Here is a 26,495-nt window from a genome sequence, read left to right on the forward strand (position 1 = left end):
AAAACCGACCTTCACTTCTCGTCATACACTACACGCTCTAATCTAATAGATGAGTGCGTATCGTGATTAATTTACCAACTTGGGATGAGTCCCTAATCAAAAAATATAATGTGTCTGGACCAAGATATACTTCTTATCCAACTGCATTATCATTAGAAAGCGGTTATCAACAGACTGATTTACATACCGCAGTGAAGCAGTCAAAAAATCAGGCTTTATCGCTCTATATTCATATCCCATTTTGCCACCAGCTTTGTTACTACTGTGGTTGCAATAAAATCGTGACACGCCATCAGTCAAAAGCTGACGTCTATTTAGATCATCTAGAAAAAGAAGTACAGGCGCAGTCCTCTGTGTTTGCGCATTACCGTGTTGAGCAATTGCATTTAGGTGGCGGCACGCCAACGTTTTTAACTGCCGAGCAAATGACACGCCTGATTGATATTGTAGAAGCACACTTCAACTTCACTGAAGACGCGCAACGCGGTATTGAAATCGACCCCCGCTCTATTGCTGACGACATGTTAGTCACCTTGAAAAAGTTGGGATTCAACCGAGTTTCGTTTGGTATTCAAGATTTCAATGATGAAGTACAAGCTGCGGTAAACCGTCCGCAATGTGTCGAAGAAGTTTTAGCACTGATAAAGCAAGCAAGAGCACTCGGGTTTAAATCAGTCAATACAGATATGATCTACGGCTTACCTCACCAAACCCCAGAAAGTTTTAAGCAAAGCATAGAGCAACTGATAGCGCTGAGCCCAGACAGAGTGTCGGTGTTCAACTACGCTCACCTCCCTGATAGATTTGCCGCGCAACGCAAACTAAAAGAAGCGGACATGCCAAGTCCGCAGCAAAAGCTTGAGATCTTCAAAAATACGCTACAGCAAATGACTGAGGCAGGCTATCAGTTTATCGGTATGGACCACTTTGCTAAAAAAGACGACGAGCTTGCTGTTGCGCAAAGAAATGGAGAGCTTCATCGTAACTTCCAAGGCTATACAACACATGGTAATTGCGACTTATTAGGCCTAGGAGTTTCGTCTATTTCACAAATTGGTAATGCGATTTTGCAAAACCAAAAAGAGCTTAAAGCCTATTACTCAGACATTAACGAGATTGGCTGTGCGACCCATAAAGGGATGCGTCTGAATAATGACGATGAGCTCAGAGCCGATGTTATCAAACAACTTATTTGTCATTTTGAATTAGACATCAAGGCGATTGAGGCTAAATATAATATCGACTTTAACGATTACTTTAGCGAAGCCCTAGAAGCACTCAAACCTCTGGCAGAAGATGAGCTCGTGACATTGTCAGCGCAGCGTATTGAAGTCACCAGCAAAGGCAATTTATTCATTCGCATTATCTGTATGTGCTTTGACGCATATTTACAACAGCAGATTAAAAATACGCGATTCTCACGTGTTATTTAAGCACTGCTCATCTAATAAATACGTACAAAAAAGGATGGCTGAGCCATCCTTTTTGCTTTCTAAATCAGATATTAGGCTAAAGCCGGTAAATATACTTCAGCACTTAAGCCGCCTTCTTGACGATTACGAAGCCTCACCGTACCGCCATGTGTCGCGACAATGCGTTTTATAATTGCCAAACCCAAACCACTGCCTTCACTGCCCCGAGCTTGGTCACCTTGCTTAAAAGGCTCAAAGACACTTTCCAATTCAGCTTCAGGAATACCCGGTCCACGGTCTTTCACAGTGACAATCACCATTTTCTTACGTGGGTTGTATGCAGTGCTGACATCAATGGCCTCATCGGAATAACGAATGGCATTTTCTATCATATTGGTAACAACACGTTTTAACGCAACCGTATTCATGATCACTTTTGGTAAGCTATCTGCAGCTGTTAAGTTAATTTCACGTTGATGTTGCTGCTCAGCATGCACCACCTCAGACACTAGACTATTCACATCATCAGGGTGCATTTCCCCGCTATTGTGGTGACGAAGATACTCAATAAACTGATCAATAATGGCATTCATATCTTCAATGTCATCAATGATCCCTTCTTTTAAGTAGTCTTCTTCGTCTGACATCATTTCGGTAGCTAAACGAATACGGGTCAGTGGTGTGCGCAAGTCATGAGAAACACCGGCCATCAAGAGTCGTCGGTCATTCTCGAGCTCAGCGATGCCTTTCGACATCTTGTTAAATGCTTGTGTTACTTCAACAACTTCCGTTGATCCTCGCTCCACGAGTCGAGTAGAAAAATCTCCCACACCGACTCGACCGGCTGCTGTTTGTAATGCTTTTAGTGGGCGGTTAAGATGCCTTGCAAACCACCAGCCCCCCAATACACTCAAAAAGCCAATACTCGACAGGTAGAAAATCAAAAACTCCATTTTTGTTTCACTAAAGCCTGTCAGCGGTACCCTCACCCAATAGCCAGGCGCTTGCGGCGCTTCTACCCAATAGACCACTGGATCGCCTTGGCTGATCCGCACTCTTGCAGAACCATTTAACTGCTCAGACATACTCTTAGACAACAAACTATATTCTTTGGCCTTGTCTAAACCATTCATATACGCTTGTCTTTGGGTCATTACTTCAATACCCGTGATTTCAAAGAATTTATCTGAGGTCGCTTTGTTTATTTCGACCCCTTCTTCCCAATCAATGAATACTGTTTTGACTTGCTTAGCCAACATCAAATTCACTTGCTCGAAGGTTGGCTTAAACACATACAGTGTCACTGTGATATAAGAAACGATTTGGTTGATAAGCAATAAAGCACCAACAAAGAAAACCGTTTGCCCAAAAGCGCTACGTGGAAAAAAGCTCATAAACGAAACTACTTTTCACCGTCTGGCACAAACACATAACCTAGACCCCAAACAGTTTGGATGTATCTAGGGTTCGCTGCATCTTCTTCGATCATACGGCGTAAGCGTGATACCTGAACGTCGATACTACGCTCAAGGGCACTATAATCACGGCCACGTGCAAGATTCATTAATTTGTCACGACTCAATGGCTCTCTTGGGTGCTTCACTAAAGCCTTCAATACCGCAAATTCACCACTGGTTAGTGAGATAACCTCATCACCCTTTTGCATTTCACGGGTCGCCAAGTTCAGTTTAAAGATACCAAACTCTACTTCGTTTTCTTCGGCAGCAGGCGCACCTGGTACTTCTTTGGCGCGACGACGTAAAATAGCCTTAATACGCGCCAATAACTCTCTTGGGTTGAATGGTTTCGGGATGTAATCATCAGCCCCTAACTCTAGACCTATAATACGGTCAACTTCATCACCCTTAGCTGTTAGCATGACGATTGGGATCTCGTTCTCTTTTTGACGTAAGCGGCGACAAATAGACAAGCCGTCTTCGCCAGGAAGCATTAAATCTAACACCATTAAATGAAAGTTTTCGCGCTCAAGTAAGCGATCCATTTGCTCACTGTTAGCCGCAGCACGAACAATAAAACCTTGCTCGACGAGATAACGCTCCAACAAACTGCGTAAACGCATATCATCGTCGACAACTAATACCTTGGTAGTTTCATTTCCCATGATTGATTTCTTCTTTTTATCCAATATCTTTGCTTAATATAATTGAAAATGTCATTTCTCGACACCATTACTATGAAGAGTTTTGTTACCGAACATTACAATTTTTTAATATTTTGCTAGCTCGACACCCAGATGATTTTTTATTACCGTGTTAGGTGAGTAAAGATAACCCTAATTAGCGAATGAAAACTAACTTAATTACCCCTGAGGGTTATAACCAACTGCAAAAAGAGCATGACCACCTCTGGTATGAAAAACGCCCTGAAATAACCAAAATTGTGAATTGGGCAGCCAGCTTAGGTGATCGCTCTGAAAATGCTGATTATACCTTCAATAAGCGCTTATTGCGGCAAATAGACCGCAGAGTACGCTATTTAAGAAAACGTTTGCCCGATTTAAAGATTGTTCAATATGACCCTCAACAAGCCGGCAAAGTCTACTTTGGCGCTTGGGTTGAAATTGAAAATGAACAAGAAGAAATAAAACGTTTCAGAATTGTCGGTCCAGATGAAATTTATGACCGAAAAGACTATATTTCTATAGACGCACCAATGGCACGAGCACTATTAGGTAAGGAAGTCGACGACGAGTTTGTCGTGCGCACACCAGAGGGAGAAAAGCTCTGGTATGTAAATACTATCGAATACCTTAAATAAGCTTCTTATTCATAGACGCTATGCTATGATCGCCCACATAAAATACGCTTAGACAGCACGTATACATCTGAATTTATAAGGATTTTGCATGAGCAACATCTCTGCACGTTTGGCACAAGAGCTAAATGCAAAAGAACAGCAAATTATTGCTGCCACTGCACTTCTTGATGAAGGTGCCACAGTTCCATTTATTGCTCGTTACCGTAAAGAAGTAACCGGCGGTCTAGACGACACACAATTACGTCTTCTAGAACAACGACTTGGTTATTTAAGAGAACTAGAAGACAGAAGACGCTTCATTCTTGATACCATTTCAGAGCAAGGTAAGTTAAGTGATGCCCTTGCCGCTGATATCAACAGCGCGCAGAGTAAAACCGAGTTAGAAGATTTATATCTACCCTACAAGCCTAAGCGCCGTACTAAAGGTCAAATTGCCATTGAAGCAGGTTTAGAGCCACTTGCAGATGCCCTTTATAAGGATGCTGCCTTAGACCCTGAAAGCCATGCAGCTCAATTCGTAAATGCTGAAAAAGGCATTGAAGATGACAAAGCGGCACTAGACGGTGCTAAATTTATTTTAATTGAACGCTTCGCCGAAGACGCTAAGTTACTGGCAAAGCTAAGAAAACAAATCGACACACAGGGTGTAATCGAAGCCAAAGTAATCAAAGGGCAAGAAGACGCTGGTGCTAAATACCGCGACTACTTTGAGCATTCTGAGAAGCTCACAAAAGTCCCTTCGCATCGTGCATTAGCTATGCTGCGTGCCCGCAACGAAGGCATATTACAGTTAAACATTAACCCTGAACCAAGCAGCGAAAACCCAGCACAATATTGTGCACAAATCATCGCTGATCATTACCAATTAAATGTAAGTTCAGCAACAGCAAGTGCTTGGTTAATGTCAGTGGTTCAATGGGCTTGGAGAGTAAAACTATCTCTGCACCTAGAAAATGAGTTTTTAGGCACCATGCGTGAAAAAGCAGAGGCACAAGCCATTGATGTATTTGCCAAGAACTTAAAGGACCTATTGATGGCAGCCCCAGCTGGTCCTCGTGTCACTATGGGTATCGATCCAGGCCTGCGTACGGGCTGTAAAGTGGCTGTGGTTGATGCAACAGGTAAGCTGTTAACCACAAATACTATCTTCCCACATGCACCACAGAATCACTGGGACAAGTCAGTACGTACTTTAGAGCAATTATGTCGTCAGCATAAAGTAGAGCTAATCGCCATTGGCAACGGTACAGCTTCTCGTGAGACAGATAAACTTGCAGCTGAACTATTAGCTAACAACAAAGAGCTCAACATGAGCAAAATCATGGTCAGTGAAGCAGGTGCATCTGTTTATTCTGCTTCTGAGTTTGCCGCGAATGAATTCCCAAATTTAGACGTATCGTTACGTGGTGCAGTTTCAATTGCTCGCCGATTACAAGACCCGCTTGCAGAGCTGGTAAAAATTGAGCCTAAATCAATTGGTGTAGGCCAATACCAACACGATGTTTCTCAAAGTCAACTAGGTCAGTCACTTATCTCTGTGGTTGAAGATTGTGTAAACTCGGTGGGCGTTGATGTCAATACCGCTTCGGTACCACTACTTACCCGCGTTTCTGGCCTAAACAAAACACTGGCTAGCAATATTGTGCAGTTTAGAGATGAGAACGGTTCATTTAACAACCGTACACAGTTGAAAAAGGTCGCGCGCTTAGGGCCAAAAGCATTTGAACAAGCAGCCGGTTTCTTACGCATTGTAAACGGTGCGGATCCACTTGATAGCTCAGCGGTTCACCCTGAAGCATACCCTGTGGTTAAACAGATCTGTACTGAAAAAAATATCGAAGTGAGCGACCTGATCGGTAACAGCGAAGTTTTAAAACAGCTCGAGCCTGCTCTATTCACTAATGACAAATTTGGTTTACCAACGGTCACTGACATCATTTCTGAACTAGATAAGCCAGGGCGTGACCCTAGACCTGAATTTAAAACGGCAATCTTCAAAGCCGGTGTCGAAACCATTCAAGATCTAAAAGTCGGAATGATTTTAGAAGGCGTCGTATCAAATGTGGCTAACTTTGGTGCTTTTGTTGATGTAGGTGTTCACCAAGATGGTCTAGTACATATTTCTGCGATCACCAATAAGTTTATTTCTGATCCGCGCGAAGTCGTAAAAGCGGGCGATATCGTAAAAGTGAAAGTGTTAGAAGTCGATGTGGCTAGAAAACGTATTAGCTTTACAATGCGTCTAGATGATGACGTGCAGCAAGCTGCGCCTCAGGGTAAGTCTACCTCGAGTAAACCTAATAACAAGCAAGCCAAAGGACAGCGCCCTAAAAAAGATGCAGGAAATGCTGCAATGGGCAATGCCTTTGCAGAAGCTTTTGCTAAACTGAAAAAATAATATCAGTGCCCGTCATAATTAATCAAAATAGTTGATATTGAACCAATAAAAAAGCCGCTCCAAGCGGCTTTTTTAATATATTAAACTAACACAGATAAGTTGCTATTGGTGTTGGGCACAGCAACGTGCTGATAAAAATCACTGATCCGCAATGCTCTAGCCTGAATTTCAGGATCAGGTTCTATAGGTAAAGCAACTGAATAGGGGTCGCCTTCACTTTGCAATGAAGCTCGCTCTAAAGTTTGAATGTCATTATCAGAGCTATCTTCTTCACTTAATCTACGTGTTTCATATGTCCCCACTGAACCACTTTCAGATTCAGCTTGCTCGTCACCACTAATCACTTGCTGAGCCAAATCAGCTTGTGCAGACGCCATTTTTTGAGTTGCATCAGCAGCTATTGCTCTATCTGCACCTGACGGTTCTGCCGGTGCCAGTGCAGCAGCACGCACCGTTTGCATTTTGTCTATGGTTGCTTTTGGATCGTTGGGTACCTCAGCAACATCAATCATTACCTGACCACCAACAGCATAGTTGTTACCGTCTGGTCCTCGCTGATATTCATAAGTTGGAGAGCCTGCATATTGCCCACCGACACGCGCATGCGCCTGCTCATGCAAACGCACCTCTCTGTCTCGAGTTTTTAACTCTTCAATTTGCTGCTGCTCAGCTTCTTGGTTTTGTTGTTCTTGTTCTGAAGTTTCTTCTTGCGAGCCACCTTTACTCTGTTGCTCGCGTTGCTCATCATCTTCAGCAATAACCTTATTTTGCTGTAACTGACCAGTACTGTCGTAAGTACCGCTATCATCGTTAAGATGAGAACGTGATTTCTCACCATCGTTTAGCGCTTTATTTTCGGTATGACTTGCATTAGATGGGGCTGGTTTAGGTATTACTTCGCGCAGCTGATTATCACGCCTAGCTGTTTCTGTGTAGACGTTGGATGTATTTAAGTTAATCGCCGGCTGCGGCGTTGCAATATTCATAACATTTAAACTGATATATCTATCAAAGTACCTAGCACTTCATCTGCGGTGCGGATCGACTGAGTGTTTGCTTTGGCGTTAAACTCTTCGACTTTAAGATTAACTAAGGCTTCATCAACTTTTGCTGGTTGAGATACAGGCGCAGTGACAGCTTCGTCAGGACTAGCACCTTGCAACTGACGTTGTTGTGCAAGCTGAGATTCATCTTGCTCCGACGCAGTTGCGCGATTTATATCTGCCGTGGCACGTTCAATACCTTGACTGGCACGGTTGTAACCGTCTATACCATTATTCAGCACGTCACCAATAGGCATAATAAGCATCTTCGCAAAAATCTAAATATGTTTAATTATTGCGCAAACATAGTACAAAATAAAGTTTTCGGCAGTAAAAAGCGGCAATTTTTTGCCGCTTTTTATTAAAGTACTGATTTTAGGAAATTTAAACTTTCAGCTCGATGTGAAATAAAAGGCGCATGTGACGCTTTTGATAAAACCTCTGCTTGGAAGTTAACGTTTAAGGCCTTCATTTTAGCAATGCTTCGTCTTGGCACTAAAGAGTCTAACTTCCCAAATAAGCCATATATTGGCTGTTCGAGCGTGCTAAAAACCTCCCGATAATCATCATTTAAAAGAATATCGAGCCCAGAACTCAAGGCTTCGGAGTTTGCCTCTGGCGCTTCTAATAACCAAGCTCTTAATTGTTTAACATCTTGCTTAGCGTGTTCTGACCCCATAGCTTGTATCGCTAAAAAACGTTCTATAGTCTTTGCACTATTCTCAAGCAATTGCGCTTTAAAGTTTTCTAGCACCTCTACCTTAATACCTGACCAACTATCTGATTCGGCAAAAAACGGCGTTGAGGCAATTAGCACTACTTTGTTTACCTTTTGTGGATAGTACTTTGCAATATGAAGCGCAACCAAGCCACCAAGTGACCAACCAACTAAGGTTGAATTATCAGCTAGTTGATCCGCAATAAGCGCTGCAGCGGAGGCAAGAGAATAGGGTTGTTCAGGCATGGGAGCATGGCCAAAGCCCGGTAAATCCAAACTTTTTACCTGCCCTTCAACAACGCCTTGTAACTCTTGCTCTAATAACTGCCAAACCTGTCGGTTCATACCCCAACCATGAAGCAACACAATTTCTTTTTGCATTATTTCTACTCTAAACCAAACTTAGCCGTATGATACGGATACCAAGGATGAACACAATGTCACTATTGAAGAATTTAGCAGAGGTCTTATTTCCAAGTCACTGTCATATGTGCCAGAACCCACTTGCAAGTAACGAGGGGATCTGTCAATTTTGCCTCTCAGATTTTCCTTTTATCTCATTAGAGCAGCCAAACTTATTATTCCAGCCTGACATAGCACGCATGTTTGACTTGCCTCATTGTCATGGATTACTGGCATGTGCGTGGTATCAAGGCGCAATGAAACAATGGCTAAGGGAATTTAAGTTTACCAAACAGAGCCATTATCAAGCGGCTATCAATGCAGTTATTGCGACTCAACTTGATCACTTTGAAAGTACATCTACTTTCTCACCAGATGTATATATTATTTTGCCGCTTCATAAAAACCGTTTAATCGACCGGGGGTTTAACCAAGTCGCACAAACCTGGTTGAGCCATTTGCCTCACACCAAAGTAAACACCGAAACTTTAACGCGTATCAATCCCACAAAGGCGCAAAGTGGTTTGAGTCTTAAACAACGCAAGCAAAATGTAAAACGCGCATTTGAAGTGAAGCAAAATCTACAAGGGAAGAAAGTGGCGATCATCGATGATGTGATCACCACAGGTTCGACTATCAACGCTGCAGCAAAAGCATGTTACGCAGCAGGCGCTGAAGAGATATGGGCTTATGCCACAGCATTAACGCCCTTGCACAGCCAAAGTGTGACCAAAAAATAATGTGTTCGTTAGTAAGCGACTACTGCCTTTCCAGAAGCCCCTAAACACAGGGTTATCTATCATACCAACCACACTGCCCTGACCATAACGATGACCTATCAATGCTGCCGTGTTTGCAATTTGAGTGACATTTTCTGTCGCAGCATATCCTGCCAATAAAGGTTTTGACTGATATTGGCTAACCGTTAGAAATGGTTTGTCGGGCATCTCAAACAGCTGTGTGCTATTTTTAAATAACGGCAGCAATTCACGCTCATAACCAAAACTGAGTGGGTGTGTTAAATCAAGTTTTGACGCAAAAATGGCACCAGCAATACGCTGCTTACCTGATAAAACTTCTCTATCACCATAACTTAAACCAGCAGTATCAAACTGCTCTGCCACTTGCGTAGGCGAAATCAACTGTGCACTCAAAAGTTGATTATCAACTAACCATTTCGCGCCGCCTTTGTGACCCCAGATCACCCCGCCTTTACTTACCCAAGCAGCAATTTTAGTTTTGGCTTTTTCTGACATACGACGATAATTGCCATGAGCTAAGATAATGTGTGTGTATTTAGAGAGTTCTGCACTGTGCAATCTATCTTGCTCTATGAGAGTCGGCGCTATACCTAACTGCGTATCTAAATGATACCAAACTTCGCCCACTTCATATTGACTGCTGCCTGCCCCACCTAATAGTAAGACTTTTGGTGCTTTAATTGGCCTTAAATGACGAGAGCCTAGATCAACGCCTTCGCTGGTTAGGCCACTTTGGATTGCATGAATTTGTACGCCATAGTCAGCTTGTGCTCGTTGCATGATGGCTACAATGTCAGATTGCTTTTGCACACCTGAAGCGACAACAATACTACCCGCTTTGAATTCTCGATTTCCTATTGCCGTTTTTGCTTTAAAACCTTTAAGTGCAACACGTGCATCAACCCCTTGCTGTAAAAGTGCATTTAAGAGCTTAGGTGCAGCGCTTGGCTGCCAATCAAATGCATAAGCATAACTCTCTTTTACTACGGAAAAACTTACACCTTCTGACTGCCAAGTTTGCTTTGATACATCTAGCCCCCAGCGACTAGATACTTGACCAAACTTTAAGTTGTAAGCATGTGCTAATGTCCAACCAGATACATCATAAAACGTATTGTCTTGAAAGTTTGTTTGCTCAGAGAAAATGGCTTTAATTAAACGGAATTGAGCTTGTTTCAGTGGAATATACACATCACCGTGCATGAAGCTTTTATCAGAGGCTTTGATGGCTTTATTTAAGCCATACGCTTTAATTTGATGCTGTGACAACACAGACATAAATTCATTGAAACGTTGCGGGTCTTCCCCTTTAGCAACGACATAACCCATAAACTTCTCTTTATCAGCCAAAGTTTCGGCTTGATGGTAGAAGTTATTCTTGTAGTCAATTAATTGCTGCTTGTTTGCCATTGCGCCTGCAAAAGTAGACAAGCTAGTTGTAACTTGGTTTTTAATGCTTTGTGCAAATGTCAGCTGGCCATTAATGGTCTCTTGGACATGGCCTCGACTACTTGCCTGTTCAAAGAGAATACCCACCGAGCCATTTATATCAGGGTATGTTGAGCCTTTTCCGTAGTAAAAGTCATCAAAGCTTTCTTGTGTAAAATAAAGCTGATTTTGCGCATCTAAAGCTTGCGCATGAAAATCTGCAAGCGCTGTTGTTAACTGGGTATTTTTCTTAGGCGTAAGTGGGTGAGTTCGCGTCGGGATCCCCGGCTGGAAGAAATACGTGCTGTTAGGGCCCATTTCATGAAAGTCCGTTAAGACATGTGGCTGCCACTTATGAAATGCGGCAATTCGAGCACGTGATTCAGGATGCTGTAGTAACAGCCAGTCTCGGTTCAAATCGAACATATAATGATTTGTTCGGCCTGAAGGCCACTGCTCAACATGCTCTCTATGCTGCGGATCTGCAGATAAAGTTTGCCCTCTATTACTATTTGCCCATTGAGCGAAACGAGCCAAACCATCAGGGTTTAAGGCTGGGTCTAATAACACCACAGAGTTATTTAGCAGTTGCTCTACTGCTTCTCCCTGTGCTGCGGCTAAATAGTAAGCAACTAATAAAGCGGCATTACTGCCAGATGATTCGTTGCCATGCACGCTGTACCCCATCCAAATGAAAGCAGGTAAATTTCTCGCTGGCTGCTTTTTAAATACTTGTGCGTGATGCTGCGCACGAAGTTGATCTAACTGAGCAATATTCTCTGGTTGACTAAACTTAAGTAGCAGTAGCGGTCTCTGTTCATGACTAAAACCTATGGTTTCAATACTCACTCTAGGGCTTTTTTCAGCTAACACCCGCATATACTGAACCAATTGGTCATGACGCACATGCCACTGGCCGACTTGATAACCTAATACCTCTTCAGGCTTTGGAATTGCAGGATCAAACTGGACATTCTGTTGGAAGTAATAGGAAACCGGTTTTGCTATTGCACTACTTGAGAATAAGTAAGTGCAGCAAAACAATGTGAGTGCGAGGAGCGTGCGCATACTAAAACCTTTTGCTTAAAATTGTAGCAAGTAAGCTAGCAAGCCAAATCAGATAAGCCAAATTTTTACGTTCAACACTGGCGACAATGCCACCAGCGGAGTATCATAGCCATTAACCGAGTAATTTAGTCAAGTATAGTTCGATTATGATCACAATTTCTGAAACTGCACAAAGTCACTTTGCCAAGCTATTGGCTGATCAAACTGAAGGCACAAACATTCGTGTTTTCGTTGTAAACCCTGGTACTTCTCAAGCTGAATGTGGTGTGTCTTACTGTCCACCTGATGCTGTTGAAGAAACTGATATTCGCCTACCATTTAATGGTTTCGACGCGGTTGTTGATGAAGAAAGCGCACCATTTTTAGATGAAGCTGAAATCGACTTCGTAACTGACAAAATGGGCACTCAGTTAACACTTAAAGCGCCTAACGCTAAAGCTAAACGTCTTAAAGATGATGCTTCTTTAGCTGAGCGTGTTGAGCATATGCTAACGACTGAGGTAAACCCCCAACTTGCCAATCATGGCGGCCAAGTAAGCCTAGTTGAAATTACAGCTGAAGGCATCGCTGTGGTTCAATTTGGTGGTGGCTGTAATGGTTGCTCAATGATCGATGTAACGTTAAAAGAAGGCATCGAAAAAGAGATGGTTGCTAAGTTCGAAGAGATCACTGGGGTACGTGATATCACAGAGCACCAAGCTGGTGAGCACTCTTACTATTAATTATGTTGAAGCCCATAATTTACCGTCTAGGGCAACAACCTAAACTCAGCCTCAAACGCTTTTTTATCGGTTTGGGGCTGTTTGCTGTCGCTGTTGCTTTTATTGCTTGGGGTTATTATCACCAACCCTGGGTACAAATAATTGGTCTAATATTTCTCGCGCCAGCAATTTTCTTTGCGGGTTGGGGCTATTTAGGTATCTTTGCTAACCGCTTCTCACAAGTTATTGCAACAATAAACCCTGCCGTTGAATTTGACGATAACGATAAGCCAAAGTAACGCCTCTCAATAACATAAAGCAACTCATGGCAAACCAAAGACCATGGTTTTCATACTCTAATGTAAGCCAAATAGGCACCATAAACCCAAAAATAGCAGAAAAGAACATACTATTACGCATATCTTGAGCTCGGGTTAAGCCGACAAAAATGCCATCGAATATAAAGCACCACATTGCCAATAGCGGTAAAAGAATGAGCCAGAATAGATAAACTTTTGAGGCACTGATGACCTCTGGAATGTTTGTTAAAAGCTGAACGATGCTTAATCCAAACACAGCAAAGACTAAGCTATAAAGCAACGCGAACAGCGCCCCCCAGAACAAACTTAACTTTACCCAGATTTTAACCTTTGCTTCTGAGCCTTCTCCCTTCGCCTGACCTACTTTTGCTTCTGCAGCATACGCAATGCCATCTAAAGCAAAACTCACCAACATTAAAAAGTTTAATAAAACGGCGTTGACTGCCAGTGTTGTTTCGCCCAATCGTGCACCATAAAAAGTCATAAAGCTAAAGCAGAGCTGTAATAACAGTGAGCGAATAAAAATATCTCGATTCAGTGATAACAATGTCAAAAACTGCGCTTTGTTTGGCAGCAGCCAACGCCAATGAACTTGGTGCTGTGCCAGTTGCTTTCTAATTAATACAATCGCGACCAGCAGCGCCGTGTAATCTGCAATCACCGATGCCCAAGCAGCGCCTGCCACTTGCCACCCAAAACCAATCACAAACAGCACATCTAAAATAATGTTAGTGATATTTGTAAATAGTAGTAAGTAGAATGGTCCTTTTCCGTATTGCATACCCAACATTAGACCCAAAAGCACCAAGTTAGTCATGGCCGCAGGTGCACTAAATATTCGAATTTCAAAATAGCTTTGTGCCTGGGCAAAAACATCCGAGGAAGCATTTGATAAGGCTTTTATGCCATCTAATAACCAAGGAGACAGAAGGATTAATGAAATTGAAAAAGTCCAAGCAATAAGCAAACTCGCTAAAAGCTGCTGCTGTAATCTAGGCCAGTTTTTTGCTCCATAAGACTGTGCGAGCACGCCCGTGGCGCTCATCCTTAGAAAGCTCGCAAGCCAAAATAGCAAGGAAATACTGCCCGACCCTAATGCGATACCAGCCAGAAAGTGGGCTTCTGATAAGTGGCCAATCACCGCTGTATCAACTAACCCTAACAATGGCACAGATATATTTGATAAAATCATCGGACCCGCTAGCAATAGCAAACTTATATGGTGCGTTTTATGATTTTTAAATATCTTTTTCATTGTTTTTTTTTCGCTTTGTTATTGTTTTCAAACCCATCACTATCAGCTGTGATCTTACAGTATCACCACGTCAGCGAAAAGTTACCAGCGGTAACATCAGTGAGTGAAGAAACGTTTCAAACTCACTTAACCTACCTAAAAGAAAATGACTTTAATGTTATTCACTTGAATAAGTTACTCCATCATATACAACAAGGTAAGGCACTGCCTGCCAAAACCGTGGCCATCACTTTTGATGATGGTTACGACAATAACATTGAGCAAGCGGCGCCTATTCTCGAAGCATTTGGCTACCCGTATACTATTTTTGTAAACCCTCAGCTTATCGATGAAAATAAATCGTATGTGATGACTTGGGACGAACTCAGAGCTTTAGCAAAACGCGGCGCATTAATTGCTAATCACAGCGCGAAGCATGATCACCTACATTTAAAACAAGACAGTGAAACCCAAGCGCAATGGTTGAAACGTGTCCGTGAAGATATCCTATTCTCAGAAAAGCGCATCAAAGAAGAAGTGGGTCATAATGTAAAGTTGCTCGCCTACCCCTATGGTGAGTTCAATAGACAACTACAAAACCTCGTTAAAGAACTCGGTTTTATTGGTATTGGGCAGCACTCTGGTGCGGTGTCAAAATTTACCGACTATACACGCGTCCCACGATACCCTGCATCAGGCTTTTACAGTAAATTAGACACCCTAAAAACCAAATTACACTCACTACCTTTTGCAATCTCAGAGCTTGCTTACACAGACTCTGTAACAACTAATCCAACACCTACTATTGAGATCGAGTTTGCCAGTAAAGATTTTTACAAATCTCAATTTGCATGTTTCGTTTCAGGTATTGGACGTGCTGATATTTCCTGGAAAAATGAGAAAAGGGTGTCGGTCACTTCACCTAAAGACATTAAAAAAGGCCGTACACGTTATAACTGTACAGCCCCTTCCATCAAACATTCCGGTCAGTTCTATTGGTTTTCTCAGCCTTGGGTGCTGCAAACTAACGACTAGTAGACTTGAGCAGATGTGCTGCCACACTTTGTAGTGGTAGCACTTTTTGTGCAGCTTTCATATCTACAGCCGCTTTTGGCATCCCCCAAACAACACAGGTTTGCTCATCTTGTGCAGCGGTTTTTGCCCCCGCTTCTAACAAGTCCAGCATACCTCTTGCACCATCACTACCCATGCCTGTAAGCAATACAGCTGATACATGTTTAGCAAATGGTTTTAAGGAATCAAACAATACGTCCACTGCTGGTTTATGTCTATTGACGAGTGCGCCATCGTCTAAAACACAAACTTTACTTAACCCTTTGTTGACTACTTTTAAATGTTTATCTCCTGGCGCGATATAAACTCGGCCAAACTCAAGAATATCACCGTCTTCAGCTTCTTTGACATGCATTGCACAAGTTTTATCCATCCTCATTGCGAACGACGTGCTAAATACAGGAGGAATATGCTGGGTAATGACTATTGGGGGGGCATCTTTTGGCATTTGAACCAAAACTTCTTTAATCGCCTCGGTACCACCTGTTGAAGCGCCAATAGCAATAATCGAGTTCCGTTCGAAAGATTGCCCTGAGGGTAGTTGCGCTTTATGAGCCGCAGCCTCAGAAGTGCGATATGGCCGCAAGCGGGCAGTTGCAGCTGTGCGAACTTTTTCTTGCACTGTTTCAGCATAATGTTGTAATTGCTCTGCTACATTAACTTTGGGCTTGGCAATAAAGTCAACGGCACCAATTTCGAGTGCCTCTAACGTAATAGGTGAGCCTTGTTGCGTTAAAGTTGAAATCATTACAACAGGCATAGGACGAAGACGCATCAGGTTTCTTAAAAAGCTGATACCATCCATTTTGGGCATTTCAATATCTAGCGTAATCACATCTGGATTAAGCGACTTTATCATCTCTCTCGCTTGATAAGGGTCCTCAGCACTACCTACCACTTCAAGATCATTAGCCTGCTGGATCACCTCTGTCAGTATCCCTCGGATTAAAGGCGAGTCATCAACAATTAAAACTTTTATCATGCCAACTCCTAAAACAGCTCAATATCTGTCTGTGCATCTTGCGATTCAATATCATGAAAATAACGCACTTCTCGTCTTTCAATCGTGTCGTTATGCATTTCTCTTAATTTCTTGACTTGTGCACGACCAGTTTGTGGATGAAATACCACTTTGCGTGGCCATGGACCACCGACATCATGAGAAACCAACTCGAGTCCTTCCTCTTGTATGTAAGCATTTGCGAAACGAATATTACCGACACCAATATCTGTCATAGAGCGAATTATTTTACCACCACCAAAAAGTTTAACTTTCAGATTAGCTTTTGATGCACCGTTCTTGAGCACTTCATTGATTAGGTATTCCATTGCCCAGTTTCCGTAACGGCAAGTTAAATCATCCGCATGAATTTCTTTAATCCCTTTTGCTGCTGGCAGCATAAAGTGGTTCATTCCACCTACGCCCAATTTATCATCATATACACAAGCAGCAATACATGATCCTAGTACAGTTGAGATTAGCTCATCATTTTTTGAGACATAGAACTCTCCTGGTAACACTTTGGCTATCACACAGCCTCTTCCTGAATCCCAAAAACGTTTGACATGCTCAAAGCCGCTGATAACCGGCTTAAATCGATTATCCATACTAAACCTTTTGATACATGGTGCGGCCTAAATTTTTAAACTCATGATGTTCTTTACCCATGGTTTCTGAGTGGCCAATAAATAAGTGCCCGTCTTCACCTAGCATTTGGTGGTAGCCTCTGAACAACTTATCTTTTGTTTCCTTGTCAAAGTAAATCAACACATTTCTGCAGAAAATCACATCAAAAGGTCCCTTCATTGGCCATTTTTCAAGTAAATTTAGTCTTTTAAAAAAGATTAATGACTGCAGGCTTGGCTTAACTTTATACGCATGATTGTCAGAGCTCTTCAAAAACCACTTTTTCAAAACGTCATCATCGAGTCCGGTTACATTGCCAGCATCATAAACACCACTTTGCGCCTTTGAGAGCACATTGGAGTCTAAATCTGTAGCGAGAATTTTCACATCCCAATCAGACGGGAAGCGGTTTGCGATTGTCATGGCGATACTATAGGGTTCTTCACCTGTAGAACAGCCAGCCGACCAAATACGTATTCTCTTTGAGAGTTTATTTTCTTCTAGAAGCTTAGGAATAACCGTATTCGATAGATATTCAAAATGATGATTTTCTCGAAAGAATGAAGTGAGGTTTGTCGTGATAGCGTTGATAAATTGACTGAACTCTTGTTCTTCATTCTCTTCTAAGAATCTTAAATATGAAGAAAATGAATCCAACTGATTTGCCCTAATACGCCTCGCCAGTCTTGAATAAACCATTTCCCTTTTATGAGGACCAAGAACAATACCACATGCTTTATAGACTTTTTGTGCAATGGTCTGAAAATCCTGATCAGATAGTGCAAATTCTCTCATCATTTATCCTATAAACAGGCAACACTTAAACGAGTGACTCAACAAGAAAGGTGTATTTAAGATTTGAAGGTGCTCACAATAAGCACCTTCTTCATACCTAATTAGAACTCTTCCCATTCATCAGAGCTATCTGCGAACTGATTAGCAGTCACTGCAGGATTCACAGGAGACTTCACTGGTGACTGGATCTCTGACTTAGTTTCTTGAACAGTCGAAGGCGTCGGAGCTATTCTCGCTGGTGCTTTGTCTGGCTTAACCTCTGAAAGCATCATGGATGTTGAAGTCGAGTCATCGATTGTAAAGAAATTAAGCAAACGGCGCATATCATTAGCTTGCTCAGCCATAGACTCACCTGCAGCAGATGCCTCTTCTACTAATGCTGCATTTTGTTGCGTCATTTCATCCATTTGTGTCACGGCTTTATTGACTTGCTCAATACCAGAACTTTGCTCAACAGATGCTTCAGCAATATCTGAAATCATGTCAGTAACACGCTTCACCGACGCGACAATGTCTTTCAACGTTTCACCTGACTCATTCACGAGTAGTGTTCCGTCTTCAACTTTACTTACACTATCGCGGATCAAGTCTTTGATTTCTTTCGCAGCACCTGCTGAACGCTGTGCCAAGTTTCTAACCTCACCTGCCACAACTGCGAAACCTCGTCCTTGTTCACCAGCTCTAGCCGCTTCCACAGCTGCATTTAATGCAAGCAGATTGGTTTGGAAAGCAATCTCATCAATAACCCCAATGATATCAGCGATCTTTTTACTAGATTCATTAATCCCCGACATACTCTGAACTGCACGGTTCACAACTTCGCCACCTTGCATTGCCTTGGAGCTTGTTTCTTCTGCAAGTTCATTGGCAACTTTTGCATTATCTGCATTCTGACGAACAGTACTTGTCATTTGCTCCATACTTGAGGCTGTTTCTTCAAGCGAAGATGCCTGTTCTTCTGTGCGCTGGCTTAGGTCTGCATTACCTTGCGAGATTTCTTCAGCCCCACTAGCCACAAGAGTCGCGGACGAACTAATACGATTAATGACCTCAGTTAATTTGTCCGCCGTAACATTCGCATCGCGTTTTAACTTATCAAACGAACCGTGATATTCCTGCGTAATTCTTTGTGTTAAATCACCATTCGCTAATGCATCAAGCATTTGTGCAGTGTCTGTTACTGCATCATCTACAATGCTGACCAGTTGGTTTAAGCCTTGTGATAATCTTAGGTAGAACCCTTCCTTACCCGACTCATTAATTCTCTGAGTCAAGTTACCTTCAGAAGCTGCACTAACAAGATCTGCAACCTCTTTCTCTATTAAGACTTCACTTGTTCTATCATTCCATTCTACGATGGTGCCAATTCTTTCATTTTCATCGTTGAAAACTGGGTTCGCAACCAAAGCAAAAGTTCTTCCACCTACAACGATTTCTGTTTTATATGTAGAACTTAACCTTTCTAGCATCGCCCTTTGATGCGCTGGGTTCTTATGGAAAATATCTATATTGGCACCCAATAATTTGGACGAATCGAAGTTAGGCAAGTCTTTCTTCAGGTCACTTTCTGCATTGCGCATCATGCTTACAACAGCGTCATTTAAATACACAATGTTAAATTCAGCATCGGCTATCATCGCATTTGTAGTTACATTATCGAGTGCACTCTTAACACGAGCGTTTTCATTCGCAAGCTTAGACGCAGCTTCTTCTGCAGCTAGTCGTTGGGTCTTATCATCCCATTCGACCACAGTACCTACTTTATCGCCTTGGTCATCATAAACAGGGGTTGCGATCAACCCAAAAGTGAACCCTGCAACATTAATATCAGTTTTATAGGTATCAGTTAAGGCACTTAGCATCTGTCTTTGATGGGCTGGGTTTGCATGGAAAACATCAATGTTTTCGCCAATTAAGTTGCTTGCATCAAAGTTTGGCAGTGCGGAGCGTAACTGCTCTTGATTATTGCTCAGCATTTCAAGTACTGAGTGATTAGCAAAAACAATATTTAGGTCTGTGTCAGCCAACATGACGTTTGCTTGGCAAACATCTAATGCACTTGTAATTCTGGCATTGTGCGCTGCAGAAATTTGTTTTTCTTTTTCGAAGGCAATTTGCTCGGTGAGGTCTTTCCATTCAACAAGCGTTGCTATACGCTGTTGCTGGTCATCAAATACTGGAGTGGCTATAAGATCAAATGTTAAACCTGCTACGGTAATTTGTGTTTTATAGACCGATCTTAAGTTGGCTAGTAAGCCCCTTTGATGACTTGGGTTTTTATGGAATACATCAACATTCTGGCCTACTAAAGAAGCAACACTGAAGTTCGGCAGATCTCTTTGTAATTTATGTTCATTGGCAGAGAGCATGTCCGTTACTGAATCATTCAAGTAACTTATGTTTAAATCAGCGTCAGCAATCATAATATTTGCCTGACATACTTGTAGTGCACTAATCATGCTTTCAACAAGTTGCCCATCACCCTCCAACTCTGCTTCTGTATCATCTGCAACCAACAAAGTACGTAATTGAGGATAGGCATCTAAATTTAAGCGCTGTGCGGCTTCTTCATCTTTAAACTTTAACAAGTTTATCGCACTATCAACCGTTTCTAATTGTGCCGCATAAGTGCTGAAACTTTGTTTTAAATAAAATATTACCGCTAAAGTGATGACGAAAGGCAAGCCTAACCCAATCGCATTTTCACCACTCAATGACACACCTAAAATTTGCAATGCAATTGCGATGGACACCACTATAACTACTGCTGATATCAATAGCTTATTGGTTACTTCACTTTGAACGTTTCTACCACTCATCTTGACCCTACCCGTGCTTATTTTTACTCTAAGTTTAAAACGCTTTCCAAATTAAGAAGAACAACCATTTTCTCCCCAACATTAACCAATCCATGAACAAACTCGGCGTTATCTGAATCTTGAAAATCAGGCACATCTTTAGCCTGCTCTTCAGAAATGCTATATACATCTGAGACAGCATCAACCACGATACCCATCACTTTGTTCTGACCATTTATTTCAACTGCGACAACAATAACAACGGTAAGTGGACCATACTCATTATCTGCAATACCAAATCGCAGTCTTAAATCTATAACCGGCACAATCGTGCCACGAAGGTTAATGGCACCTTTCACAAAGCTTGGTGAATTAGGGATTGCAGTGACATCTTCCCATCCACGAATCTCTTGTACAGCCAGAATATTCATTCCGTACTCTTCACCTGCCATCATAAATGTCAGGTACTGATTCTCATCGTGCTGACCTTCCAAGATCAATTGCTGATTTTGTTCTGCCTGTTCTGACATTTATGCTGCCCCCCCTACTGCGTTTTGCTCGACAATTAAGTCTTGGGAACCTGGTCTTTTTAAACCACTTAATTTAATTAAGCCACTGATATCGATAATTAAAGACACCCTGCCATCGCCTAAGATTGTTGCACCAGAGATACCATCAACTTTTTGGTAATTCGCTTCAAGACTCTTAATAACAACCTGCTGTTGAGCAAGTAAATCATCGACCAATAAACCAACTTTATGGTTATCACTTTCAACAACAACGAGTAATGTTTTATCTAACTCTTCAATCGCACCGCCATGATTGAAAATATCGTATAATCGAAGAATCGGAATATATTCATCTCTAAGCCTTAACACGTCTAGGTCTTTCCCAACTCGGCTGACTTTACTGATATCTATTTGTAATGATTCAACAATTGAAATGAGCGGGATAATGTAGGTATGTTGGGCAACCTTAACTAATTGACCATCCAAAATAGCCAACGTAAGTGGCAAGCGAATTGTAAAGGTTGAGCCAACACCTGGAGCCGAGGCCACTTCAACCGAGCCGTTTAAAGCTTGAATATTTCTTCTAACAACATCCATGCCCACACCTCGGCCGGATATATCACTTACTTCATCAGCCGTAGAAAAGCCAGGCATAAAAATCAACTCGTTTATTTCATCCGGCGAGAGTTCATCAGTTTCTTGAATTAAGCCATTGGCAATGGCTTTGCTTCTTATTTTTTCAGTATTTAAACCTTGTCCATCATCCATTATCTCAATGACAATGTTACCGCCTTGATGGAACGCATTTAACGTAACAGTACCAACCGGATCTTTACCTGCAGCAACACGCTGCTCAGGTGTTTCTAACCCATGATCTAAAGAATTTCTCACAAGGTGAACCATAGGATCTGATATCTTTTCCATAACGGTTTTATCGAGTTCAGTTTGTTCACCTAATAATTTCAGCTCTACTTGTTTACCCAGCTTTTGAGATGTGTCTCTTACTAATCTTGGGAACCGACTAAACACGAAACTAATCGGCAGCATGCGGATCCGCATGACATTTTCTTGCAAGTCCCTCGTGTTGTGGGCAAGTTGAGCTAACCCTTCTTGTAATGCTGTAATCGTTGATTCGGTAATTTCTTGCTCACCAATTTGACTCAACATGGCTTGTGTTATCACAAGCTCACCCACCATATTAATTAAGGAATCAACTTTATCTATGCCAACACGGATAGAGGTTGCTGAGGAGTCGGATGGTTTCTTAGCCTCAGCTTTTTTCACAACAGGAGCATTTGTGGCGATTGACGTGACCGCTTTACTTTCAGGCTCAGGGTTTTCTAATCTACTTTCAGATTCAGTGGACACTTGAACTGAGGGAGTAGAACCTTCATCATCTGATAAATCAGATTCAAATAACCCACCACATAAAACAATGTCTATATCGGCATCGTCTTCAACCCACTCAAATATTTCAGAAATCGCAGATTCAGGCTTAGATGTCGTCAAAAAAAAGCGCCACGCCAAGAAGCACTCTTCAGCATGTAATGAATCTATATCGGGTATGGCATCATAAAATGCCTGCGTTTCTAACTCACCTAACTCGGCAAGTTCTGAAATCATATATAAGGGCTCGTTACCCGTTTTGAATAAATGAGGGTGAGGCTTAAAATCAATTTGGTAAGTATTTTCGCTTTGTGTTTCTGGAGTTTCTGAACTGGTTGAATCAGAGTCTTCAGAAAGACCCAAAATAACTTCAAAGCGCTTTCTAATTTCATCGGCTTCAGTTAGGTCTGGTTCTTGCTCTGCCTGTAACGCTGCCAACATGCCTCTTAAACAATCAACTGATTTCAGTAAAAGGTTTACATGCTCTGCTGTTAATGCACGTTGTCCATCTCTGATTTGATCTAACAATGTTTCTAATACATGTGTGAAATCAGAAACAGAAGTAAAGCCGAACGTGCCACTTCCTCCTTTTATAGAGTGCGCAGCACGAAAAATAGTATTGATGGTTTCCATGTCTTCATTGCCGGGCTCTAAGTTTAGGAGCTCCGCTTCCATTGCATCTAACCCTTCGAGACTCTCTTCAAAAAAGACCTCGAAAAACTGACTTAAATCAATACTCATAACAACACCCTAGCTTAGCGAATAACTTTTTTAAGAACAGCTAGCAACTGATCTGGGTTAAAAGGTTTAACAATCCACCCTGTCGCGCCTGCAGCTTTACCTTCAGTTTTTTTGTCTAAACCTGATTCAGTCGTAAGCATTAGTAGTGGAGTAAACTTATAGCTAGGTAATGTTCTTAGCTCTTTAATAAGTGTAATCCCATCCATCACAGGCATGTTGACATCGGAGATCACGGCATCAAAGCTTTGTTGCTTAGCAATACCTAAAGCCTCACTGCCATCCTTTGCTTCAACTACTTCAAAACCCGCTTTTTTTAAAGTAAAGCCAACCATTTGTCGCATAGATGCTGAATCATCCACTGCCAAAATCTTTTTCATAATGACCTCTTAATTCACGCCGATAGGGCGAGTAATTCTGTTAAACCAAGCTCATCAACCGCTTTATTAAGCGCCTGACTTTCACCATGCCAACGAATTCCATTGTTAATTTCAAGAAGATGCTTTTGCAAAGCACATAAAACTTGTATTGATGCTGTGTCTACACGTAGCACATCTGACACATCAATACTGACATCGTGCTCAGCATGAAGCACTTGCAATACCTGTTGATGAAACTCTTCAACATGACTTATTGTGAGTTCTGAAGGAAGTTTTAACATGCGCGATGCGCTCTCCTTGTGTAATTTTTATATTTTTAGCTTAGACCCAGTTAGCAGAAATGCCATAAAAGTTATTAACTAAAAGCTAAAAATAATTAGGGTGTTAGCTCGATTTATGAATCAATCATAAAGCTCACCCAGTTTATCCAAGCACTCTAATGCACGATAGCATTAAAATCTTTTATTACTTGCGCTGCATCAATTAATGGCACTTCATTGGCTGCAAATTTAGCCTTAAAAATACCACTTAGATTCCCTTCTGGGTTAATTAGTGCAACTGAAGCACTATGGTCCACATAATATTCTGTTTCCTTACTGTTATTGATTGCATATATCAAACCGATATTTCTGACAAAAGGAAATAGGTTTGCATGCTCTGCCGATACCGCCTTAAAGTCTGAGTTAAAATAGTCTATATATGCCTTGCGCTGTTGCTGAGTATCTCTATTAGGATCGACCGAAACAAACCAAACTTTAACATTATGTTGTTGTGCTAATTCAGCATGTAACTCGGTGAGCTTTACCAATGTCATTGGACAAATATCCGGACAGCTTGTGTATCCCAAAAATATCAATGTCCATTGCTCAAGTAAGTCCCGCTTTGTGACTGTATTGCCATGCTGATCTTGCAAATTAAAATCTTGGATTTCTTTTGCTTGTTTATAGTGAATAGCATGTTCTGAAACAGGCACTTTTTTATCACATCCAAACAATAATAAAGCTAGCAAAAACAATATGTAGCGCATCAAAGGATCCATCTATCAATAAATAGCGATATAAAGAGTAGCAGTAAATAAGTAATTGAAAAATGAAAAAGTGCCATCGCAGATTCATCTGAACATTTTATATACAGAACAATGCTCTTATATAAGAAAACACTGTTAAGTATAAGTATACAAAGCAAATATAGGTTGCCTGACATAGTAACTAGATAAGGCAACAAGCAAACTACAAATAAAAGAATTGAATAAATTACAATGAAGAATCTAGTAAATTCACTACCATGTGTCACAGGTAACATAGGTATATTGGCGCGTTTATAGTCATTCCTTCTTGCTATGGCCAAAGCCCAAAAGTGTGGCGGCGTCCAAATAAAGATTATCATGACTAGCAGCCAAGCTTGCACATCGAGCTGACCTGTTTCACTGATCCACCCCAATAACGGTGGCATTGCCCCCGCCAAACCACCAATAACAATATTTTGTGGTGTCGCTCTTTTTAAAAACATGGTGTATACCACCGCATAGCCAACTAATGCGCCCAGTGTCATAAAGAGCGTTAAAGTATTGCTCCAATAAAATAACGCCACACTCCCTATCAGACCAATAAGCGCAGCAAACCCAAGTGCTTGTTTCACGCTCAGTTGAGTTTGCACTAGCGGCCTATGTCTTGTTCTTGCCATTTTTTTATCTATCTCTCGATCTACGACATGATTTATCGCAGCGGCCGATGCTGACAATAGCCCTATACCTAATAAACTCATGCTTTGCTCAAGGAGAGTTCTGTTCATATCAGGCGCAAGCATTAACCCAACCCAAGCGGTAATGACTAGCATAGCGACTACTTTTACCTTACAAATACCCAAGTACGCAGATAAGTTTAATGACTGAAACAGTACTTCGGGCTTGAGAGTAAGACTTTTCATGCTGCCTCCTTGGTACTTTTATAAGTAAGTAAAAACCATAAAAATAAGCTAACAATCAGCAAACATGCCGCCATTAGATTATGAAAAAGTGTAATTAATATTGGAAATTGCAGGTGCACAATCAATGCTCCCAAAAACAGCTGAAGAACTAAGCCAGCAATAAGTAAACTTGCAGTATTCTTTAAGAGTTTTTCTTTACTGTTAGTCAACACATACCATGCCCATATACCAAGTGTAAGTACTGTGACAACCGCCCAAACTCGATGAACCATATGTATGGATAGCCGAGTTTCAAATGGCAATACACCATATTCATAGTTCAACTCCCCAATGGGAAGATGAAATAAACTTTCTACAGAAAATAAATGGATATTCTCACAAATAGGCAATCCGACGCAGTGTGGTGCCGCATAATTAGCAGCGACCCAGCCGCCTAACGCGATTTGTAACACCAAGACAATCAAGCTAATTTCTGACAACCTAGCAGGGATTTTTGTAGGAGATATGAGAAAACGCTTTTCTGGTGTAAATAAATAAAAGCAATGCATTGAAAGCAGTCCCAAAATAGTAAATCCACCGAGTAAATGGCCCATCACTATAAAGGGCTGCAAATTCATTGTTACTGTCAGCATGCCTAACTTACCTTGCAGTAAAATCAACACAAACAAAGCAATAGTTAACTTTTTAGGGACTTTCTCAACACGCTTTCTAAGCGAAAAATACAACAAGCCAATCACCAACAGACCTAACGAAGACGCAAAATAACGATGGATCATTTCAATCCAAGCTTTAAAAGGTTCAACTGTACTGCCAGGAAAAGCATTAGCTGCCGCTTGTAACTCATCTGCAGTGTTAGGCACGGTTAAAAAACCATAACACCCAGGCCAATCTGGGCACCCTAACCCCGCATTACTCAAGCGAGTATAAGCCCCTAAAGCAACGACACAAAAAGTAATAAATGTGCTAATTACAGTGAGGTAAATATATTTTTTATTCATT

General features: G+C 41.6%; 25 protein-coding genes. 7 read left to right on the forward strand and 18 right to left on the reverse strand.

The window, feature by feature from the left end:
• The first annotated feature begins 62 nt into the window (after positions 1 to 62).
• On the forward strand, positions 63 to 1,433 hold the full coding sequence (gene hemN, locus ABMY35_RS04030; RefSeq protein ID WP_349285117.1) for an oxygen-independent coproporphyrinogen III oxidase: 1,371 nt from the start codon (positions 63 to 65) through the stop codon (positions 1,431 to 1,433).
• 71 nt (positions 1,434 to 1,504) lie between these two features.
• Here hemN and envZ read toward each other — a convergent pair whose 3' ends face one another.
• Both envZ and ompR read right to left on the reverse strand, forming a co-directional pair.
• Positions 1,505 to 2,806 (reverse strand): two-component system sensor histidine kinase EnvZ, encoded by a 1,302-nt coding sequence (gene envZ / locus ABMY35_RS04035; protein ID WP_349285118.1) that lies wholly within the window; start codon positions 2,804 to 2,806, stop codon positions 1,505 to 1,507.
• Between the two features lie 8 nt (positions 2,807 to 2,814).
• Positions 2,815 to 3,534: a two-component system response regulator OmpR gene (ompR, locus tag ABMY35_RS04040; protein WP_138478239.1), complete on the reverse strand. Its 720-nt coding sequence runs from the start codon at positions 3,532 to 3,534 to the stop codon at positions 2,815 to 2,817.
• 182 nt (positions 3,535 to 3,716) lie between these two features.
• Between ompR and greB the strand changes: the two genes are divergently transcribed.
• A complete protein-coding gene (greB, locus tag ABMY35_RS04045) occupies positions 3,717 to 4,190 on the forward strand; it encodes a transcription elongation factor GreB (protein ID WP_058031162.1) in 474 nt (157 codons plus the stop codon).
• An 88-nt stretch (positions 4,191 to 4,278) separates the two neighbouring features.
• Positions 4,279 to 6,588: a Tex family protein gene (locus ABMY35_RS04050; RefSeq protein WP_349285119.1), complete on the forward strand. Its 2,310-nt coding sequence runs from the start codon at positions 4,279 to 4,281 to the stop codon at positions 6,586 to 6,588.
• An 80-nt stretch (positions 6,589 to 6,668) separates the two neighbouring features.
• Here the strand turns inward: ABMY35_RS04050 and ABMY35_RS04055 are convergent, their stop codons facing one another.
• The 3 genes from ABMY35_RS04055 to bioH form a co-directional block, all read right to left on the reverse strand.
• The gene (locus tag ABMY35_RS04055; protein ID WP_349285120.1) at positions 6,669 to 7,574 is read right to left on the reverse strand and encodes a putative metalloprotease CJM1_0395 family protein; all 906 of its coding nucleotides are present in this window, start codon (positions 7,572 to 7,574) and stop codon (positions 6,669 to 6,671) included.
• A gap of 5 nt (positions 7,575 to 7,579) precedes the next feature.
• A complete protein-coding gene (locus ABMY35_RS04060) occupies positions 7,580 to 7,888 on the reverse strand; it encodes a hypothetical protein (RefSeq protein WP_349285121.1) in 309 nt (102 codons plus the stop codon).
• 104 nt (positions 7,889 to 7,992) lie between these two features.
• A complete protein-coding gene (gene bioH / locus ABMY35_RS04065; RefSeq protein ID WP_349285122.1) occupies positions 7,993 to 8,730 on the reverse strand; it encodes a pimeloyl-ACP methyl ester esterase BioH in 738 nt (245 codons plus the stop codon).
• A 56-nt stretch (positions 8,731 to 8,786) separates the two neighbouring features.
• Between bioH and ABMY35_RS04070 the strand changes: the two genes are divergently transcribed.
• Positions 8,787 to 9,491 (forward strand): phosphoribosyltransferase family protein, encoded by a 705-nt coding sequence (locus tag ABMY35_RS04070; protein WP_349285123.1) that lies wholly within the window; start codon positions 8,787 to 8,789, stop codon positions 9,489 to 9,491.
• Here ABMY35_RS04070 and ABMY35_RS04075 read toward each other — a convergent pair.
• Positions 9,453 to 12,008: a M14 metallopeptidase family protein gene (locus tag ABMY35_RS04075; protein ID WP_349285124.1), complete on the reverse strand. Its 2,556-nt coding sequence runs from the start codon at positions 12,006 to 12,008 to the stop codon at positions 9,453 to 9,455. The two genes, ABMY35_RS04070 and ABMY35_RS04075, sit on opposite strands and share 39 nt — an antisense overlap.
• Before the next feature lie 146 nt (positions 12,009 to 12,154).
• On the opposite strand from ABMY35_RS04075, the gene nfuA reads away from it, so the two are divergent.
• Both nfuA and ABMY35_RS04085 read left to right on the forward strand, forming a co-directional pair.
• Positions 12,155 to 12,730: a Fe-S biogenesis protein NfuA gene (nfuA, locus tag ABMY35_RS04080; protein WP_138478225.1), complete on the forward strand. Its 576-nt coding sequence runs from the start codon at positions 12,155 to 12,157 to the stop codon at positions 12,728 to 12,730.
• A gap of 2 nt (positions 12,731 to 12,732) precedes the next feature.
• On the forward strand, positions 12,733 to 13,008 hold the full coding sequence (locus ABMY35_RS04085) for a hypothetical protein (RefSeq protein WP_130254198.1): 276 nt from the start codon (positions 12,733 to 12,735) through the stop codon (positions 13,006 to 13,008).
• On the opposite strand, the gene ABMY35_RS04090 is transcribed toward ABMY35_RS04085, so the two are convergent.
• Complete coding sequence (locus ABMY35_RS04090) at positions 12,953 to 14,284, reverse strand: MATE family efflux transporter (RefSeq protein ID WP_349285125.1); 1,332 nt, start codon at positions 14,282 to 14,284, stop codon at positions 12,953 to 12,955. The two genes, ABMY35_RS04085 and ABMY35_RS04090, sit on opposite strands and share 56 nt — an antisense overlap.
• On the opposite strand from ABMY35_RS04090, the gene ABMY35_RS04095 reads away from it, so the two are divergent.
• Positions 14,261 to 15,298: a polysaccharide deacetylase family protein gene (locus ABMY35_RS04095; protein WP_349285126.1), complete on the forward strand. Its 1,038-nt coding sequence runs from the start codon at positions 14,261 to 14,263 to the stop codon at positions 15,296 to 15,298. The genes ABMY35_RS04090 and ABMY35_RS04095 overlap by 24 nt on opposite strands.
• Here ABMY35_RS04095 and ABMY35_RS04100 read toward each other — a convergent pair.
• The 11 genes from ABMY35_RS04100 to ABMY35_RS04150 form a co-directional block, all read right to left on the reverse strand.
• Complete coding sequence (locus tag ABMY35_RS04100) at positions 15,288 to 16,319, reverse strand: chemotaxis response regulator protein-glutamate methylesterase (RefSeq protein WP_349285127.1); 1,032 nt, start codon at positions 16,317 to 16,319, stop codon at positions 15,288 to 15,290. The genes ABMY35_RS04095 and ABMY35_RS04100 overlap by 11 nt on opposite strands.
• 8 nt (positions 16,320 to 16,327) lie before the next feature.
• Positions 16,328 to 16,945: a chemoreceptor glutamine deamidase CheD gene (gene cheD, locus ABMY35_RS04105; protein WP_349285128.1), complete on the reverse strand. Its 618-nt coding sequence runs from the start codon at positions 16,943 to 16,945 to the stop codon at positions 16,328 to 16,330.
• 1 nt (position 16,946) lies between these two features.
• Positions 16,947 to 17,759: a protein-glutamate O-methyltransferase gene (locus tag ABMY35_RS04110; protein ID WP_349285147.1), complete on the reverse strand. Its 813-nt coding sequence runs from the start codon at positions 17,757 to 17,759 to the stop codon at positions 16,947 to 16,949.
• A 101-nt stretch (positions 17,760 to 17,860) separates the two neighbouring features.
• On the reverse strand, positions 17,861 to 20,578 hold the full coding sequence (locus ABMY35_RS04115) for a methyl-accepting chemotaxis protein (RefSeq protein ID WP_349285129.1): 2,718 nt from the start codon (positions 20,576 to 20,578) through the stop codon (positions 17,861 to 17,863).
• Positions 20,579 to 20,601: 23 nt separating this feature from the next.
• Positions 20,602 to 21,087, reverse strand: a complete 486-nt coding sequence (locus ABMY35_RS04120) for a chemotaxis protein CheW (protein ID WP_349285130.1) — start codon at positions 21,085 to 21,087, stop codon at positions 20,602 to 20,604.
• The gene (locus tag ABMY35_RS04125) at positions 21,088 to 23,193 is read right to left on the reverse strand and encodes a chemotaxis protein CheA (RefSeq protein ID WP_349285131.1); all 2,106 of its coding nucleotides are present in this window, start codon (positions 23,191 to 23,193) and stop codon (positions 21,088 to 21,090) included. It lies immediately after the preceding gene.
• A 14-nt stretch (positions 23,194 to 23,207) separates the two neighbouring features.
• Complete coding sequence (locus ABMY35_RS04130) at positions 23,208 to 23,570, reverse strand: response regulator (RefSeq protein WP_058031180.1); 363 nt, start codon at positions 23,568 to 23,570, stop codon at positions 23,208 to 23,210.
• Between the two features lie 14 nt (positions 23,571 to 23,584).
• The gene (locus tag ABMY35_RS04135) at positions 23,585 to 23,851 is read right to left on the reverse strand and encodes an STAS domain-containing protein (RefSeq protein ID WP_349285132.1); all 267 of its coding nucleotides are present in this window, start codon (positions 23,849 to 23,851) and stop codon (positions 23,585 to 23,587) included.
• Between the two features lie 155 nt (positions 23,852 to 24,006).
• Positions 24,007 to 24,597, reverse strand: a complete 591-nt coding sequence (locus ABMY35_RS04140; protein WP_349285133.1) for an SCO family protein — start codon at positions 24,595 to 24,597, stop codon at positions 24,007 to 24,009.
• Complete coding sequence (cyoE, locus tag ABMY35_RS04145) at positions 24,597 to 25,496, reverse strand: heme o synthase (RefSeq protein WP_349285134.1); 900 nt, start codon at positions 25,494 to 25,496, stop codon at positions 24,597 to 24,599. Before cyoE ends, ABMY35_RS04140 begins: the two co-directional genes overlap by 1 nt.
• On the reverse strand, positions 25,493 to 26,494 hold the full coding sequence (locus tag ABMY35_RS04150; RefSeq protein WP_349285135.1) for a COX15/CtaA family protein: 1,002 nt from the start codon (positions 26,492 to 26,494) through the stop codon (positions 25,493 to 25,495). Before ABMY35_RS04150 ends, cyoE begins: the two co-directional genes overlap by 4 nt.
• Position 26,495: the final 1 nt, after the last annotated feature.

It is taken from the genome of Pseudoalteromonas sp. BZB3 (assembly GCF_040104455.1).
GTDB lineage: Bacteria > Pseudomonadota > Gammaproteobacteria > Enterobacterales > Alteromonadaceae > Pseudoalteromonas.

Bases quoted from the DNA above. Each gene is read 5' to 3' on its own strand.
- ABMY35_RS04140 (WP_349285133.1), bottom strand. From the start codon at position 24,597: ATGCGCTACATATTGTTTTTGCTAGCTTTATTATTGTTTGGATGTGAT.
- ABMY35_RS04090 (WP_349285125.1), bottom strand. From the start codon at position 14,284: ATGAAAAAGATATTTAAAAATCATAAAACGCACCATATAAGTTTGCTA.
- greB (WP_058031162.1), top strand. From the start codon at position 3,717: ATGAAAACTAACTTAATTACCCCTGAGGGTTATAACCAACTGCAAAAA.
- ABMY35_RS04095 (WP_349285126.1), top strand. From the start codon at position 14,261: ATGATTTTTAAATATCTTTTTCATTGTTTTTTTTTCGCTTTGTTATTG.
- ABMY35_RS04130 (WP_058031180.1), bottom strand. From the start codon at position 23,570: ATGAAAAAGATTTTGGCAGTGGATGATTCAGCATCTATGCGACAAATG.
- ABMY35_RS04135 (WP_349285132.1), bottom strand. From the start codon at position 23,851: ATGTTAAAACTTCCTTCAGAACTCACAATAAGTCATGTTGAAGAGTTT.
- ompR (WP_138478239.1), bottom strand. From the start codon at position 3,534: ATGGGAAATGAAACTACCAAGGTATTAGTTGTCGACGATGATATGCGT.
- ABMY35_RS04055 (WP_349285120.1), bottom strand. From the start codon at position 7,574: ATGAATATTGCAACGCCGCAGCCGGCGATTAACTTAAATACATCCAAC.
- cheD (WP_349285128.1), bottom strand. From the start codon at position 16,945: ATGGATAATCGATTTAAGCCGGTTATCAGCGGCTTTGAGCATGTCAAA.
- ABMY35_RS04115 (WP_349285129.1), bottom strand. From the start codon at position 20,578: ATGAGTGGTAGAAACGTTCAAAGTGAAGTAACCAATAAGCTATTGATA.
- nfuA (WP_138478225.1), top strand. From the start codon at position 12,155: ATGATCACAATTTCTGAAACTGCACAAAGTCACTTTGCCAAGCTATTG.
- ABMY35_RS04050 (WP_349285119.1), top strand. From the start codon at position 4,279: ATGAGCAACATCTCTGCACGTTTGGCACAAGAGCTAAATGCAAAAGAA.
- ABMY35_RS04075 (WP_349285124.1), bottom strand. From the start codon at position 12,008: ATGCGCACGCTCCTCGCACTCACATTGTTTTGCTGCACTTACTTATTC.
- ABMY35_RS04120 (WP_349285130.1), bottom strand. From the start codon at position 21,087: ATGTCAGAACAGGCAGAACAAAATCAGCAATTGATCTTGGAAGGTCAG.
- ABMY35_RS04110 (WP_349285147.1), bottom strand. From the start codon at position 17,759: ATGAGAGAATTTGCACTATCTGATCAGGATTTTCAGACCATTGCACAA.
- ABMY35_RS04150 (WP_349285135.1), bottom strand. From the start codon at position 26,494: ATGAATAAAAAATATATTTACCTCACTGTAATTAGCACATTTATTACT.
- bioH (WP_349285122.1), bottom strand. From the start codon at position 8,730: ATGCAAAAAGAAATTGTGTTGCTTCATGGTTGGGGTATGAACCGACAG.
- ABMY35_RS04085 (WP_130254198.1), top strand. From the start codon at position 12,733: ATGTTGAAGCCCATAATTTACCGTCTAGGGCAACAACCTAAACTCAGC.
- ABMY35_RS04070 (WP_349285123.1), top strand. From the start codon at position 8,787: ATGTCACTATTGAAGAATTTAGCAGAGGTCTTATTTCCAAGTCACTGT.
- ABMY35_RS04100 (WP_349285127.1), bottom strand. From the start codon at position 16,319: ATGATAAAAGTTTTAATTGTTGATGACTCGCCTTTAATCCGAGGGATA.
- ABMY35_RS04125 (WP_349285131.1), bottom strand. From the start codon at position 23,193: ATGAGTATTGATTTAAGTCAGTTTTTCGAGGTCTTTTTTGAAGAGAGT.
- cyoE (WP_349285134.1), bottom strand. From the start codon at position 25,496: ATGAAAAGTCTTACTCTCAAGCCCGAAGTACTGTTTCAGTCATTAAAC.
- ABMY35_RS04060 (WP_349285121.1), bottom strand. From the start codon at position 7,888: ATGCCTATTGGTGACGTGCTGAATAATGGTATAGACGGTTACAACCGT.
- envZ (WP_349285118.1), bottom strand. From the start codon at position 2,806: ATGAGCTTTTTTCCACGTAGCGCTTTTGGGCAAACGGTTTTCTTTGTT.